The following is a 15,243-nucleotide window of genomic DNA, read 5'->3' on the forward strand; positions in this document are numbered from 1 at the left end:
TGCGAGAATGACCGGGCCTTGGAGCCCCGGGGCACTGCAATCGGAGAATTCACAATGATGAAACGACTTTTGGGATGTGTTGCCACAGCAGCATTCGTGGCCGTGTTTTGGAGCACCGGCGTACCTGCGGCCGGCGCCGGTCAGGCACAGGCGCCGGGCCTGTCCGCCGATGCCCTCAGCGCGCTCGCGTTCCGCAGTCTGCCCACGAACGTGGTCACCGGCCGCGTTCAGGATATTGAGATCGACCCGAAGAATCCCAGCGTCTGGTACGTCGCCACCGCGTTTGGTGGGCTGTGGAAGACGGTCAACCGGGGCATCACGTTTGAGCCGATCTTCGATAACTACCCGGCGCACAACATGTGCTGCGTGGTGGTGGACCCGAAGGATTCCAATGTGGTGTGGTTGGGCACGGGCGAAAACGCCAGCCAGCGTTCCGCCCACTTTGGCGATGGCCTCTACAAGTCTACCGACGCCGGAAAGACCTGGGCGCGGTCGGGGCTCGCAGCCTCCGAGCACATCGGCAAGATTCTGGTGGATCCCACTAACTCCAACATCGTCTGGGTCGCAGCACAGGGACCGCTGTTCTCTGCGGGGGGCGAGCGCGGCGTCTACAAGACCACGGACGGTGGGGCCACATGGACCCGTTCGCTCCACGTGAACGACACGACGGGGTTCACCGACCTCGCGTTTGATCCGAGAAATCCCAACACCCTGTTCGCCGGCACGTACCAGCGCATGCGTCATGTCGGCCAGATGATTGGCGGCGGACCGGATGGTGGCGTGTTCAAGACCACCGACGGTGGCCGGACCTGGAACAAACTGACCAAGGGCCTGCCGCCTGGCGAAGTGGGCCGCATCGCGCTCGCGACCGACCCGAAGAAGCCGGGACGCGTCTACGCGCTCATCGATGCCAAGGTCTTTACGCCCGCCGGAGGCCGCGGCGGGCGCGGTGGACGTGGTGGTGACCCGGCAGGTGCTCAGGGCGCGGCCGGGGCAGCGGGGGCCGCTGGCGCCCAGCCGCCGGTCGCCGCTCCGGCACCGCCGCCGGAGCCGCCGCTGAATCCGGCGACCGAAGCCGATGGTCGCGGCTTTTACAAGTCCGACGACAACGGCGTGACCTGGGAGCGCATGTCGCGCGAACGCGGCGGTGGACCGGCGTACTACTCGGAGATCTACGTCGATCCGCGTCACGCCGACACCGTGTGGATGATCAACACCAACATGCAGTGGACCAAGGACGCCGGCAAGACGTTCACCAACGTGGGCATCGAGCGCGGCTCGGGTGCCTTTGCCGTGCACGTCGACCATCACGAGGTGGTCTTCGACCCGACCGACCGCAATCACATCATCATCGGCAACGACGGTGGTGTCTACGAAACGTACGACGATGGCCAGTCGTGGCGCATGTTCACGAACCTGCCCGTCACGCAGTTCTACAAAGTCGGCATTGGCAACGAGAAGCCGTTTTACTCGGTCTGCGGCGGCACGCAGGATAACTTCTCCATGTGCGGCCCGTCGGGTACGTTCCACGTCCTGGGCATCCGCACGAGCGACTGGTATCACATCGCCGGCGGCGACGGCTTCCAGGCGTGGCCCGATCCGGAAAACCCGAACTTCGTCTACGCCCAGTCCCAGAACGGTGGGTTGTCGCGCTACGACCGGCGCACCGGACGCGGACAGAGCATTCGTCCTCCGGCGGGCGGCACACTGGCGGCAGGCGCCGGTGGCGGAGCCGGAGGCGGGCGCGGGGGGGCAGGCGGCGACCGGACCAACTGGGATGCGCCCTACATGATCAGCCCTCACCTGAGCACGCGGCTCTATTGGGGCAGCAACTTCCTCTATCGGACCGACGATCGCGGCGCGAGCTGGGCGCGTGTCAGTCCTGATCTGACCCGGAACCTGGATGCGCGGGAAATCCCGATCATGGGCAAGCAGTGGCCCGCAGATTCCATCGCATTCCTCGAGTCGACGACCACGCTGAGCACGATTGTGGCGGTGGATGAGTCACCGTTGCTGGCTGGCCTGCTTTATGTCGGGACCGACGACGGGCTCTTTCAGGTCAGCGAAAACGGTGGCAAGACCTGGCGCAGGGTGGAGACGTTCCCGGGCGTGCCGAAGTGGACCTACGTGAGCGACGTCTTCGCGTCGCCCCTCGACGTCAATACGGTGTTTGTCACGCTCAATAACTGGCAGACCGGCGACTACAAGCCGTACATCGTCAAGAGCACCGACCGCGGGCAGACGTTCACGAACATTTCGGCGAACCTCCCGGCCAAGAACAATCTGTGGGCCGTGATTCAGGATCACGTGAATCCGAACCTGCTCTTTGTGGGCACAGAGTTCGGCGTGTTCACGTCGGTGAATGGCGGCGCACAGTGGGTGCAGCTCAAGGGTGGACTGCCGACCACGCAGGTGCGCGACATGCAGGTGCAGAAGCGCGAGAACGATCTGGTGCTCGGCACGTTTGGCCGGAGCTTCTACATCCTCGACGACTACAGTCCGCTGCGTGAAATCACTCCGGAGGCCCTGGCCGAAGACGCGCGGCTGTATCCCGTGAAGAACCCCTGGCTCGTCACGCTGGGCGGGATTGCGCAGGACGGTTCAGCCGGTCTTGCCACCATGGGCGGTAACTTCGCGAGCCCGAATACGCCGGTGGGCGCGAACTTCGCGTACTCGGTGGGCCAGGCCATTCCCGACGGCACCAACCTGGTGTTGACCATCACGGACGCGCGCGGCCAGCAAGTGCGCCGCATGCAGGTGGACAAGGCGCAGGGCCTGCGTCGCGTGCTCTGGAACATGCGGGCGGACCAGGCAGCAGGCGGCGGGCCGGGCGCGGGCCGCGGCGGCGCACCGGGTGGCGGCGCACCGCCACAGTTTGCCGGTCGCGGCGGTGGGGCAGGCGGCGCACTCGTCGCTGCCGGCACGTATCACGCTCAGCTCGGCAAACAGGTGGGCGACACGGTCACGCCTGTGGGGCCGATGCAGACGTTTCGAGTCCTCGAGATCGAGTAGTGGCGGGGACGGGTGTCCCCCTGTGGAAAACTCCGGGCGAGGAAACGCAGTCGCCGCCCTGGAGTTTTCCATAGGGGGACACCCGTCCCCCTAATTTGCCGCCAAGCTCCGAATGAGCGTCAGGAGCATGTCGATCGCGACACTATTGTGTCCGCCGAGCGGAATGATGATGTCGGCGTAGCGCTTTGACGGCACCGCAAACTCCAGGTGCATGGGCTTGACCGTGCCCAGATACTGATCGATCACCGACTCCACCGTGCGCCCGCGCTCGGTGATGTCGCGCTGCAACCGCCGGATGAACCGCGTGTCATCGTCGGTATCCACAAACACTTTCACGTCCATGAGTGCGCGGAGCGCGGGATCCGTGAAGATGAGAATGCCCTCGACAATGACGGCCGTGCGCGGCGTCACCGTCACGGTGTCCGGCTGTCTGGCGTGCCGCGCGAAGTCGTAGACGGGCACTTCCACCGGGTGGCCGGCGCGCAGGGCCTTGACGTGTTGTACGAGCAGGTCCGTCTCAAGCGAATCCGGATGGTCGTAGTTGAGTGCGGCACGTTCTTCGAGGCGCAGCGTCGGATGGTCGCGGTAGTAGCGGTCGTGTTCGATGACCGAGACCTGTGTGTTGCCCAGGGCTTCCACAATATTGCGGACGACCGTGGTCTTGCCGGAACCAGAGCCTCCGGCCACGCCAATGACGAACGGGAGTCGCGGCCGGCTCATCGCGCGCCCGCGCCGCCGCCGCGCCCGGCGCGTGGTTGCGGAATGGCGAACGCCACGAGTTCAGATGGCTGGCCCGACGCCTGCTGGCTGGTCCAGAGCAGTACGAACTGGCGTCCATTCACCATGTAGGTCATCGGGGAGCTGCTGGCCGAGCCCGGCAGCGCGCCCTCCCACACGCGGGCGCCCGTCGTTTTGTCGAGCGCGCGCAGCATGGCTTCGCCGCGATAGCCGTCCGCGGTGAAGAGCAGTGTCTTTGTCGCGAGCAGTACAGGTCGTGTCTGCGCGCCGGTCGCCGGAATGGTGAGTCCCTTGAGCGCGGGGTTGTTGGCGATGGCCGCAGGCGTGTTGCCGTTGGCCACCATCCACGCGTGTTCGCCCGTGCGCAGGTTGATGGCGGTGATGCGGGATGCGGAGGCTTGATGATCGGCAACCCGCGAACGTTGGGCAGGCGGCCGCCGCCGCCGACATAGTTCATGTCTGACCGCTGCGTGTCCTTGATGAGCGCGTGCACGGTGGGGTTGGTCCACGAGCCGACATAGAGCATGCCGGTCTCTGGATCAAACGCTCCGTGTTCCCAGTTGGTGCCGCCAAGGTTGCCAGGCAGGCTCAGCGTGCCTTTGGTGCCGTCAGGCGCGTCCGCCAGCGACGGCGGTGCAAAGAAGGCGCCCATACGCAGCTTGCCGTCTGCGATGAGCTTCAGCGCCTCGGCCCGCAGCTCCGGTGTGAAATCGATGAGGTCGTTCTCGGTCACGCCCTGGCGGTCGTAGGCTTTGGGTTTGGAAGGGAAGGGCTGCGTGGCGGCCGCGCGCTCTCCCGGCACATCAGAGGCAGGCACCGGCCGTTCATCGATCGGCCAGATGGGTTTACCAGTGACGCGGTCCAGCACGTACGCAAACGACTGCTTCGTCAACTGGACCACGATCTCGCGCGGCTGGCCATCAACCGTCACGTCGGCCAGAATCGGCGCCGTTGGATTGTCCCAATCCCAAATGTCGTGATGGACGGTCTGGAAATGCCACAGGCGTCGGCCTGTGCGCACGTCGAGGCAGGCAAGCGTCGAGGAAAACAGATTGGCGCCCAGCCGATGGCCGCCGTAGTAATCGCCGGTGGCCGCCTCAAGAGGCAAGTACAGGTAGCCGCGCTTCTCGTCGAGCGACAGTGGCGCCCAGGCGCCGGCGTTGCCCGTATATTCAGCGGAACCGGCCTCCCATGTTTCGTAGCCCTCTTCACCTTTCTGCGGAATGGTGTTGAAGCGCCACTTCAGGGCCCCGGTCCTGGCATCAACAGCCAGAATGCGGCCCGGGACGTTCTTGTACGAGGGCGGGCGCGTGCCCACTTCGAGCGCAGGCCCGATCACCACGATGTCCTCGAACACTAACGGCGGCGACGAATTTCCGATGGCCGCCGTCTTTGCGTCCACCTCAACGCCCAGCAGCGACTTCAGGTCCACGACCCCGTCACGGCCGAAATTCGAAACGGGCCGGCCGGTGCGGGCATCGAGCGCGACCAGGCGAAAGCCAGGGGTGACGGTGAAGATGCGCTCCTCCGTGCCGTTGGTCCAGTACGACACGCCGCGCCCGGCATCGCGCCTGGGCGCTGCCGCTGCGCGGTCGGACTCATCCAGGCGCCATGTCCACCGGGTGGCGCCGGTGGCAGCATCTGCGGCAATGACCCACCGCGACGATCCGGTGGTGAAGTACAGCGTGCCGCCAATCATCAGCGGCGTGCTCTCGTTTTTGTATTCGGGCGGCGCGCTGAAGTTATCCGACTTCCAGCGCCAGGCCACCGCAAGGCTCGTCACGTTCGCCGGCGTAATGGCTTCGAGCGGCGAGTACCGTGTTCCAGCCAGGTCGCGATGGTAGTGACGCCACTCGGCGGCAGCCGTCGTCGCAGGTGGCACAGGGGGCGCCTGAGTCGCGGTGAATACGGCGACCGACGCAAACACAAACAGGGCAGTTCCAACACGGATGCGCATCAACAGCCGCCTCCGGGCGACGCGGTCATTGTAAGATGCGTGAGCGCGGGGGGAAAGGGCATCATGGAATCTGGGCTGAAGGGCAAAGTCGCGATGGTCGCCGGCGCAAGCCGTGGTCTCGGATTGGCCGTGGCGCGCGGGCTGGCCGCCGAAGGCGTGAGCGTCTCGATGGCGTCGCGCAACACCGACTCGATCACCGCGGCCGCGGCTGCGATCACAGAGGACATGGGTGTACCGACACTTGCCTATGCCCTTGATGTGCGGTCTGGCGAGTCGATTCACGCCTGGTTCGATGCGACCACGGCGAAGTTCGGAGGCGTCGATCTCCTCTTTGTGAACGCCGGCGGACCGCCCGCCGGAACGGCGCTCTCGTTTGACGATGGGGCGTGGCAGGGCGCGTTTGAACTGCTGGTGCTCAGCGCCGTTCGCATGGTGCGGCTGGCCGTGCCTTCAATGAAACAGCGCGGCGGCGGCGCCATCGTCGTCTCCACCTCGTCTGCGGTGAAGGAACCGATTCCGAATCTGGCCCTGTCGAACGTCGTGCGTTCCTCGGTGGCGGCGCTGTCGAAGACACTCGCGAACGAACTGGCCGCGGACGGTATTCGCGTGAACCACCTGCTGCCGGGCCGTATCGACACCGACCGCATCCGCGAGCTCGACACCCTTCGGGCAACAGCCACGGGCACCTCGGCCGATGAGGTGAAGGCGGGGTTTTCGAAGGCCATCCCCCTGGGCCGCTACGGCACGCCGGCCGAGTATGCGAACGCCGCGGTATTTCTGTTCTCAGATGCCTCCCGCTACATCACGGGCGCGTCTCTCCAGGTGGACGGCGGCGCGGTCAAGGCGGCATCCTAGTGTCTGCGCTCGCCGCCGTTGCCGCAGGCGGCGCCGTTGGCGCGGTGTTGAGATACCTGGTCACGGGTTTCGTGCATCGGGCCATGTCGCCCGCGTTCCCGTACGGCACGTTGACAGTGAATGTGGTGGGTAGCCTGGTGGTGGGGTTTGCCGCCGGTGTGTTTGCGGCTCGCGCCGAGACACGTGACCATCTGCTGCAGCTGTTCCTGATCGTCGGAGTGTGCGGCGGGTTCACCACCTTTTCCGCCTTTTCGGCTGATACCTATCAACTGGTTCAGCGCGGAGACCTGGCGTCTGCGGCGCTCAACGTGACGCTTCAGGTGACTGGGTCGCTGGCTGCGGTCTTCGCCGGGTTCTGGCTCTCCCGCCAGCTCTGACGCCATGCGCGCCGCACAGTCCGGGCCGGATCGACCGAAGGCTCCACCCTCACTCCTCGTGCTCCTTGGTCCCGCCGTCTTGCTCGCGGGCCTTGAGATCGCGCGCATACGCGGCGTCGATCCGCGCGCGTTGCAGGCCTTCGTGGGCACGGTGATTGCGCTTGGCCTCTGGAGATTGTCACGAAGTTCGTCCCCGAGGCGCACGTCGCTCCTGCGCGACGTCGGCGTGACCGCCCTGGCCTCTTTGGCGATTGCCTTGGCGCCATGGGGACTGGGCTCGCCGGTTTTCAGCTCGATCACCACCGCCGTGCTTCCGGTGTTGGCCATGATCGGGAGTCTGCTCTGGCTTCGCTGGGACGAGGCTGAGCCGGTATCGATTCCAGCGGAGGCGCGCCTCGCTTCATCGGGCGCGTGGCTGTACGTCGCCCTGATCGTGTTTGTGGTGCTGGTCACGGTTGCCAACCGCGTGTTTGTTGGCGACTTTCCGGAGGCTACCGATGAGGCGAGCTACATGCTGCAGGCGAAGTGGATGCGGATGCCTGGGTTCTCCTGGCACTTCGACCCGTCGCTCAAGGACTTCTTCACTGAACGTCACCTGATCGACCGTCCCGGCCAACTCGCGACGTTGTATCCGCCCGGGTGGCCGGCGATGCTCGCGCTCTTCGACGCTGTCGGCCTTCGAGCTCAGTGGGGGCTGTTCGTGGGGAGTCTGACACTGCTCTGTACCTACCGCATAGGAGTGCTGCTCCACGAGCACCGGGTCGCAGCGCTGGCAGTCGTGTTGCTGGCGTGCTCGCAGTGGTTTCTCGCCACGTTCGCGTCGTACATGTCACACGGGGTCACGATGTTGTTCGCGGCGGCTGCGATGCTGGCCATGCTCGAAGCCGACAAGCGGGTAGGCAGGCAGGGGATTGTCCTCTGGTGCGCTGCGGGAGCGCTGCTCTCCTTCACCGTGGCCTCGCGTCCTTTGACGGGCGCGGCGCTGGGGGCCGGGCTGGTTCTCTGGGTCTGGCTCAGGGGCCAGGCGCCGCTCGTCCAACGGATGCGCCCGGCGGTGTGCCTCCTCGTCGGCGCGCTGCCTGGACTGGCCTTCCTGCTGTACTACAACGCCAGCACGACCGGATCGGCCCTGCTGTTTGGGTACAACGCTGTGTATGGTTCCATGCAGAATCTCGGCTTTGGACAACGTGGCTGGCTCGTGTACGACGAGACCCTGACACGGGTCGCGTCTGCCGAAGCGTTCACCCCGCAGATCGCGGCCATGAAGTTCGCGATGACGCTGGCGAACGCCGCGATGACGTGGCTTCCCGTGTTCGGACTCGCGCCGCTCCTGCTTGCGGCACGGCACGTCGGTGTCCGATGGCACGCGCGTTCGTGGCTGCCGCTTCTGCTGCTGCCGGTCGCGTACTACTTCTACTTCTTCAGAGGCCTGCGTTTCTGGAGCGAGGCACTCCCGTACTTCACCCTCGGCGTGGCATGGCTGCTGATTCGTGTTTCCGATCGGGCTCCGACGTTAGGCCGGCAACTCGTCGGGATCGCGTTGGCTGGACAAGTGGCGATCGGGTTCACGGGTGAGGGGGGCGCGCCGTATGGGGATCGTCCCTGGATGTCGTACCGGCAGGGCACGGCAACCCTCGTCAACTTCCAGGCCGTCGAGCAACTGCGGGCGAAGCACGGGAAGTTGCTCATCTTCGCGAAAGAACCGGGGCCCGGCTTCGCGCCACTGCGCGATCGGTTGATGGTGTACAACGGCGACGGCGAGTCGGGAGACGTGCTTGTGGCCCGCGACCGTGGTGACCAAAATGCCGAGCTGATACGGCGTTACCCAGACCGGACGCCGTTCCTGTTCACTCGCACCAGTTCGGACGGGCGTATCCCCGCCACTGTGACGCCACTGGCCCACGTTCGCGAAGGTCGTTAAGGGATACCCGAAAGGCCAACAGATGTTGGCCTGTTGTTGAACGCCCGCCTTCGCCAGGCAGTCGCTTCGCTTCTGGCTACGGTGGGCAACCTTCGCGGGCCACTGGCTGGCTCGCCAGCCGAAGCTGCCAGCGGAGCGAGCGATAAGCGAAGGTTGGTGCGGAAGAGAGGACTCGAACCTCCACCCTATTGCTAGGACTAGCTCCTGAGGCTAGCGCGTCTGCCAATTCCGCCACTTCCGCACGAAGGGGTCTTACAGGCAGGCCCGTCCACGTGAGACGGAAGCCGCAATTATATCCCAACCCAGTTCCTCATATACTGCAAGCAGGAGATCCCCCTGCTTTGAGTGCTCGCCGCGGTGTTGCTGTCGTCCTGTTCCTGATCTTTCTCGCCATGATGGCTTCGGCCGCGGGCCTGCTGATTCTGGCGCTCATGTTTGGCGGCGGGCAGACCACGCACGTGGTGGCGTCCAATTCCACCTTGTTTCTGCGCGTGCAGGCCCCATTCCCGGAAATCGACTCCGTCAGCGTCCTGTCGCCGTTTATGGCGGCGCCGCCGACGCTGCGGACCGTCCTGGCCGTCATCGACAAGGCCAAACGCGACGACCGCATTCGCGGCATGGTCGTCATCCCGAACACCAACGGTGCACTCTGGGCACAGGTGCAGGAAGTGCGCGACGCCATGGCGGCGTTCCGGGCCTCGGGCAAGTCGCTCGTCGTGTTCATGGAATACGGGGGAGCCGCCGACTACTATCTGGCATCGGCCGCCGAGCGCGTGCTGATGATGCCGGCCGGTTCCCTTGATGTCTCCGGGCTGGCCACCTACGAAGTGTTCCTGCGTGGCGCGTTCGACAAACTCGGGGTCTATCCCGACTTGCTCCACATGGGGGAGTTCAAGTCGGCCTCGAACACGTTCACCGAACGCGGCTTTACGCCCGCCCATCGCGAGATGACGCGGTCGCTGAATCGTGATGCCTACGACCAGCTGGTCAGCGCCATTGCGGCTGGACGCAAACGGAGCGTCGAGGACGTCCGGCGCGCACTCGACCAGGGCCCGTTCCTGCCCGAAGAGGCGAAGGCCGCCGGCCTGATTGATGATCTGGCCTACGACGACCAGATAGATGATGCCCCGCCCGTGCAGGGGACACGGCGGCTCGAAGGCGACGACTACACACGCGGCTTCATTGCGAGCACCGGATCGGGGCCACGGGTCGCCCTGCTGTACGGCGTCGGCACCATTGCCAGCGGCCGGAGCAGCTTCGACGGACCGACCGGCGCGGTGCTGGGTTCCGATACGTTCGTGGAGTGGATTCGCAAAGTACGGGCCGACAGCTCGATCAAGGCCATCGTGATTCGCATCGACAGCCCGGGCGGTTCGGCCATCGCGTCGGAAGTGATCTGGCGCGAACTCATGCTGGCCCGCCAGGTGAAACCCATCATCGTCTCCATGGGAGATGTTGCCGCGTCGGGTGGTTACTACATGGCCGTGCCCGCCACCGCCATCGTGGCGCAGCCGGGCACGATCACGGGGTCGATTGGCGTGGTGACCGGCAAGTACGTGCTCAAGGGGGCGTTCGACAAACTCGGGATCGGCACCGACAGCGTGAGCGACGGCAAGTTCGCCGAGATCTACTCTCCCTTCCGCGCGTTCACACCAGAGGAGCGCGCGAAGGTGGAAGCGCAGATGCAGGCCACGTACGAGCTGTTTGTCTCGCGTGTCGCAGAGGGGCGCCGGTCGTCGGCCGACAAGATCGACGCCATCGCCAAAGGGCGCGTCTGGACGGGGCAGCAGGCCCACGAACTTGGTCTCGTTGATGAGTTGGGTGGGCTCGACCGCGCCATCGCGTTGGCCAAGGAGCACGCAAAGCTCGACGCCGCCAAGCCGGTGACGCTGGTCATCTATCCGCAGAAGCCCTCCTTCGCGGACCTGTTCTCGAACCCCCTTGGCCTCAGCCTGGGCGCCTCGCTGGGACTTGCGACCCACCGACCGGAGGCACGCCTGGTGGACGCGGTCGCCGACCGGTTGCAGTTGTTCCGTCGGGGCGAGACACTTGCGCTGATGCCGAATCTGTTTTTCACTCAGGGACGGTGATTCCCGGTGGAGGGGTTTCCGCTGACGCACCTCACGGTGCTCGAGCGTATCCGCGCCGCTGACCCCACGACCCGCCTTGGGGCGTTCGGCGACCTTGCCGAAGGCTACTGGCGGCCCAGCTACCACTACCTCAGGCGCCAGTGGCGCCTGTCACCGGAGGAGGCTGAGGACATCGTCCAGGGGTTTTTTGCCGTGGCCTTCGAAAAGGGCTACCTCGAAAGATTCGATCCGGCGAAAGCGCGGTTCCGGACGTTCCTGCGCACCTGCCTCGACCGCTATCTGCAGAACCAGCGCAAGGCCAGCACGGCAGTCAAACGCGGCGGCGCGGTGGAAATCCGCTCCCTGGATTTTCCAGGCGCCGAGCGCGAATTGGCGCTCGTTTCCAGCGACGTGCAGGACCCCGACCGGTTCTTTCGCGACGAAACCATCCGCGCGCTGTTTGCGCGGACGGTCGCGGACATGCGCGAGGCCTACACGCGGGAAGGGAAGTCGCGGATCTTCGAAGGCTTCGAACGTCACGATCTGGCGGATCGAGATGATGGCCAGGCGCGGACGTATGCGTCGGTGGCGGCCGCCATGGGTGTGCCCGTCACGACGCTGACCAATGACCTTCACGCCGCCCGACGGAGATTCCGGGAGCTGGCCCTGGTCCACCTTCGAAACCTCGTCGGAAGCGACGAGGAGTTCCGCGCCGAAGCGCGCGAGTTATTCGGCGTCGAGGTGTAAGTGTTCCTGTCCAACGCCATCGTCGGGCACCTGCGTGACGTGGCTACGTGGCCGGATCTGGGCGACGGGCGATACACCAACGTCCGTCCCCTTGGTTCGGGCGGCATGGGACGCGTGTTTGCCGCGCTCGACGAACCCCTGGGACGCGAGGTGGCGATCAAGATCTCGCATGCTCCTGTGCTGGGAAGCGACCTCGATGCACGCCTGCGCCAGGAGGCTCGTGTGCTGGCGCAACTCGAGCATCCGGGTATTGTGCCGGTGCACGACCTTGGGCTGCTCGGCGACGGACGCGTGTTTTATGTGATGAAACTGGTGCGGGGCGAGACGCTCGTCCAGCGGCAGGCGCCGGCCACCGAGAGCGCGGCGCTGTCGGTGTTCGAGCGAGTGGCGGACGCCGTGGCGTTTGCTCACGCCCGCGACGTTATCCACCTGGATCTCAAACCATCGAACATCATGGTGGGCGCGTTCGGCGAAGTGCTGGTGATGGACTGGGGCGTAGCGAAAGTGCTGGCTCCTCAATTCCCCAGTTCCGCCAGTTCCGCCAGTTCCGCCAGTTCCGCCCAGTTCCGCCAGTTCCCCGGTTCCCCAGGTCGTCGGAACGCCCGGGTTCATGGCGCCTGAACAGGCGGCCGGTGGTGCTGTTGGGCCGGCGAGCGACGTTTATGCCTTGGGCGCGCTGCTGTTCTGGCTCCTGCGCGGTGTGGTGCCGCCGCGCGATCTGGCGTCGATGGTGTCGATGCTGAAGGGACAACCGGCACGGGTGCCACGCCGGCTCCGCGCCATCATCACGATGTGTCTGGCCTCGGACCCGGCCCATCGGTATCCTGACGCGTCCGCCGTGGTCGCGGACCTGGCGCGGTACCGCGCGGGAGACGCGGTGCACGCACTGCCCGAAACGCCGATCGATCGGGCGATTCGCTTCACGGCCAAACACGCGACCATCATCCTGCTGATTGCGGCGTATCTGGTGATGCGGGCGCTGGTGGCCTTCTTGAGATAGGGCGGCCACGCGCCGGGGTCCCGGGGTCCCGGGGTCCCGGAGTCCCGGGGTCTGGGGGTACGGAGGTCCCGGGCTTCAGCCCGGGACATCTTGGAAAATGGGCGACCTGCAGTACGGTTAACAGGATTCTGAAGGAGACAGTCGATGAAGAAACCGATTTTGGGAATGGTACTGGGTGGAGTGTTGGGCGTGTTCGACGGGCTGACGGCCCTGGTCTCGGCGCCGGAGTTGCGGGATCAGATGACCGGCATCGTGATCGGGTCCACGTTCAAGGGCCTTGTGGCCGGCGTGTTGATCGGGTGGTTCGCCTATCGCGTCCGGTCGCTCGGGGCGGGGATTGTTGCCGGGGTGCTGATTTCAGGCTTCTTCGCGTACCTGGTGGCCATGCAACCCACCAACGGCGTCTATTACTACCTCGAGATCATCCTGCCAGGCGCCGTGCTGGGCCTCATTGTGGGGTATGCCACGCAGCAGTATGGGACAGCGCGCAGTTAGGAACTGTCGGAAGTGACTGAACTGGCTGAACTGGCGGGATTGCAGTTCCGTCAGTTCCGTCAGTTCCGCCAGTTCCCCTAACTACCGAAGATGGTCCTGAGAGCGGCCTCGTTGAAGGTGATGCGCATCTTCTGCTTCGCCTTGGTCATGTAGGCCGCGAAGAAGTCCTGGCGGCGCTGCTGCAGCAGTTGATCGGATGACTGCGGCTTGCCTGCGGCGAGGGCTTCCGGCGTGACGTCCGTGCGGTCAACGACGCGCGCGACGACCACCGCCGAGTCGGTCTGGATGGTGCCCGACGTGGCACCCTTGGCCAGGGCAAACACCGCGTTGTCAACGGCCGTGTTCATGCCCACCTCCGGGTAGGCCGTGCCGCGCGTGATGAGTTCGGTGGTCTTGACTTCCACACCGGCCGCCTTTGCCGCCGCCGCGAATGACCCGCGCGCCGACGCCTGGGCCATGGCCGCCGCCTTGGTTGCCGCGAGCGCCACTGCGCTGACGCGAATGACGTCCTCGCGCACCTTGGTCTTCACTTCGTCAAGCGTCGGGATGGCCGGGGGCTTGATCTCGGTCATCGTGATGAACGCGATACCCTGGCTCGTCCGCAACTGCCCGCTGACCTTGTTCAGTTCCATCGTGAACGCCGCCGATGCCACGGCCGGGGCATAACCGAGTCCGGCCAGCGGCTCCTCACGCGAGAACAGTCCAGAGTCGGAAACCGTGAGTTTGCGCGCCGCCGCCACGCGGTCCAGGTCGCTCGGGTCGTCAATTTCCTTCGCGGCCGCGTCGGCGATGGTCTGCGCTTCGGCCTGCGCCTTTTCGAACTTCATCTGATCTTCGAGTTGAGCCCGCACTTCGGCCAGCTGCTGTGTGCCCGCCGCACGGCGCTCTGTGGTCTTGATGATGTGGAAGCCGAACTCCGACTTCACCACGTCGCTGATCTGTCCCGGCTGCATCGCAAACGCCGCGTCCGAGAACGGCTTGACCATGCCCTCGCGCGCGAAGAAGTTCAGGTCGCCGCCCATGGGGGCTGACCCGTCTTCTGAATACTGCTTCGCCAACGCGGCAAAGTCCTCGCCGGCCTTGGCTCTCACCAGCATCGCATCGGCGGCGGCCTTCTGCTTCGCCTCGTCCTTGCCTTCGCCGGTCTTGAACAGGATGTGGCTCGCCCGCACCTGTTCGGGCGTCGTGAACTGCGCGAGATTGTCGCGGTAACGGGTCTCCACTTCGGCTGGTGTCACCACGCGGGTGGCACGCAGGGCCTCGGCGTCGATCAGGAGATAACGGACGCGGCGTTTTTCAGGCGTCCGGTACGTCTCCTGGTTGCCGGCAAAATGCGCGGCGATCTGGGCGTCGGTTGGGGTGATCCCGGCGCTGAAATTGCCGGCCGTGAAGACCGCCATCTCCAGTTTCACTTTTTCGTTCTGCCGCCGGAATTCGCTCTCAGCCTCGGCATCCGTCACATGCACCCACGACGTGACCGCCGCCTGCAGCTTCTCCGACAGCAATCCCTTGCGCATCTGCTCTTCGAAATCCGCCGCGCGGATGGGCGGCCGCTGAAACGCCAGGACTTGCTTATACCGCACGTCCCCGATGAACACGCCGTTTTCCTGGAACCCGGGCATGCGGACGATGCGTTCCTTCAATTCAGCATCACTGACCGTCATTCCCAGACGCTCCGCCGTGGCGACGATGGCTTCTTCATCCACCATCCGCTGCACCACGCTCTGCGGGATCTGCAACTGCCGAATCATCTCTTCGGTAATCTGGCCGCCGTAGCTCTGCCGCACGCTCATCAACTGCTGCTGATACAGCCGCTGGTAGGTGCCCACCGTCAGCGGCCGGCCTTCCACGGTGACGATGGCGTCGTTCGGGTTCGTGCCCACGCCCGCCACGGGGCCGAGGAAGCTGGGCACGTAGAGAAGAACAAAAGTGACGACCACCAAGCCAAGGCTCCATTTCAGCCAGGCCTTATGGCGCCGCATCCGGTCGAGCATTGTCATGACGGAACTGTCTCCAAGCGTGCGCGGGACGACCCCGCGCAAAGTTTGCATTATGCCACGGCAGGGGGGGCG

13 protein-coding genes and 1 tRNA gene are annotated in these 15,243 nt (G+C 65.2%); 9 read left to right on the top strand and 5 right to left on the bottom strand.

Annotation, left to right across the window (positions count from 1 at the left end; genetic code table 11):
* Positions 1–54 precede the first annotated feature (54 nt).
* Positions 55–3,012 (top strand): glycosyl hydrolase, encoded by a 2,958-nt coding sequence (locus tag IPL75_01715; protein ID MBK9238985.1) that lies wholly within the window; start codon positions 55–57, stop codon positions 3,010–3,012.
* A 90-nt stretch (positions 3,013–3,102) separates the two neighbouring features.
* Here IPL75_01715 and udk read toward each other — a convergent pair whose 3' ends face one another.
* The 3 genes from udk to IPL75_01730 are packed head-to-tail and all read right to left on the bottom strand — an operon-like array spanning position 3,103 to position 5,707.
* Positions 3,103–3,732: a uridine kinase gene (udk, locus tag IPL75_01720; protein MBK9238986.1), complete on the bottom strand. Its 630-nt coding sequence runs from the start codon at positions 3,730–3,732 to the stop codon at positions 3,103–3,105.
* Positions 3,729–3,866: a hypothetical protein gene (locus tag IPL75_01725; protein ID MBK9238987.1), complete on the bottom strand. Its 138-nt coding sequence runs from the start codon at positions 3,864–3,866 to the stop codon at positions 3,729–3,731. The genes udk and IPL75_01725 overlap by 4 nt, the downstream gene beginning before the upstream one ends.
* The gene (locus IPL75_01730; protein MBK9238988.1) at positions 3,863–5,707 is read right to left on the bottom strand and encodes a PQQ-binding-like beta-propeller repeat protein; all 1,845 of its coding nucleotides are present in this window, start codon (positions 5,705–5,707) and stop codon (positions 3,863–3,865) included. Before IPL75_01730 ends, IPL75_01725 begins: the two co-directional genes overlap by 4 nt.
* A gap of 63 nt (positions 5,708–5,770) precedes the next feature.
* On the opposite strand from IPL75_01730, the gene IPL75_01735 reads away from it, so the two are divergent.
* Genes IPL75_01735 through IPL75_01745 form a run of 3 tightly spaced genes read left to right on the top strand, consistent with a single transcriptional unit; the run spans position 5,771 to position 8,860 of the window.
* Positions 5,771–6,562: an SDR family oxidoreductase gene (locus tag IPL75_01735; protein MBK9238989.1), complete on the top strand. Its 792-nt coding sequence runs from the start codon at positions 5,771–5,773 to the stop codon at positions 6,560–6,562.
* Positions 6,556–6,939: a fluoride efflux transporter CrcB gene (gene crcB / locus IPL75_01740; protein ID MBK9238990.1), complete on the top strand. Its 384-nt coding sequence runs from the start codon at positions 6,556–6,558 to the stop codon at positions 6,937–6,939. Before IPL75_01735 ends, crcB begins: the two co-directional genes overlap by 7 nt.
* A gap of 4 nt (positions 6,940–6,943) precedes the next feature.
* Positions 6,944–8,860 carry a hypothetical protein gene (locus tag IPL75_01745; protein ID MBK9238991.1) on the top strand — a complete coding sequence of 639 codons (1,917 nt, stop codon included), beginning with the start codon at positions 6,944–6,946 and terminating at the stop codon, positions 8,858–8,860.
* A gap of 154 nt (positions 8,861–9,014) precedes the next feature.
* Here IPL75_01745 and IPL75_01750 read toward each other — a convergent pair.
* A tRNA-Leu gene (locus IPL75_01750) sits at positions 9,015–9,101 on the bottom strand.
* 100 nt (positions 9,102–9,201) lie between these two features.
* Here IPL75_01750 and sppA point away from each other — a divergent pair.
* The 5 genes from sppA to IPL75_01775 all read left to right on the top strand — a co-directional run bounded on the left by sppA (position 9,202) and on the right by IPL75_01775 (position 13,171).
* A complete protein-coding gene (gene sppA, locus IPL75_01755) occupies positions 9,202–10,950 on the top strand; it encodes a signal peptide peptidase SppA (GenBank protein MBK9238992.1) in 1,749 nt (582 codons plus the stop codon).
* Positions 10,951–10,956: 6 nt separating this feature from the next.
* Positions 10,957–11,676 (top strand): sigma-70 family RNA polymerase sigma factor, encoded by a 720-nt coding sequence (locus IPL75_01760; protein MBK9238993.1) that lies wholly within the window; start codon positions 10,957–10,959, stop codon positions 11,674–11,676.
* Positions 11,677–12,297, top strand: coding sequence for a serine/threonine protein kinase (locus IPL75_01765; GenBank protein MBK9238994.1), 621 nt, complete (start codon positions 11,677–11,679; stop codon positions 12,295–12,297).
* Positions 12,287–12,676, top strand: coding sequence for a hypothetical protein (locus IPL75_01770; protein ID MBK9238995.1), 390 nt, complete (start codon positions 12,287–12,289; stop codon positions 12,674–12,676). Before IPL75_01765 ends, IPL75_01770 begins: the two co-directional genes overlap by 11 nt.
* Positions 12,677–12,820: 144 nt before the next feature.
* Entirely contained in the window at positions 12,821–13,171 is a 351-nt protein-coding gene (locus IPL75_01775) for a hypothetical protein (GenBank protein MBK9238996.1), read from the top strand.
* 77 nt (positions 13,172–13,248) lie between these two features.
* Here IPL75_01775 and IPL75_01780 read toward each other — a convergent pair whose 3' ends face one another.
* On the bottom strand, positions 13,249–15,171 hold the full coding sequence (locus IPL75_01780; protein ID MBK9238997.1) for a peptidyl-prolyl cis-trans isomerase: 1,923 nt from the start codon (positions 15,169–15,171) through the stop codon (positions 13,249–13,251).
* Positions 15,172–15,243: the final 72 nt, after the last annotated feature.

It is taken from the genome of Acidobacteriota bacterium (assembly GCA_016716905.1).
GTDB lineage: Bacteria > Acidobacteriota > Vicinamibacteria > Vicinamibacterales > SCN-69-37 > SYFT01.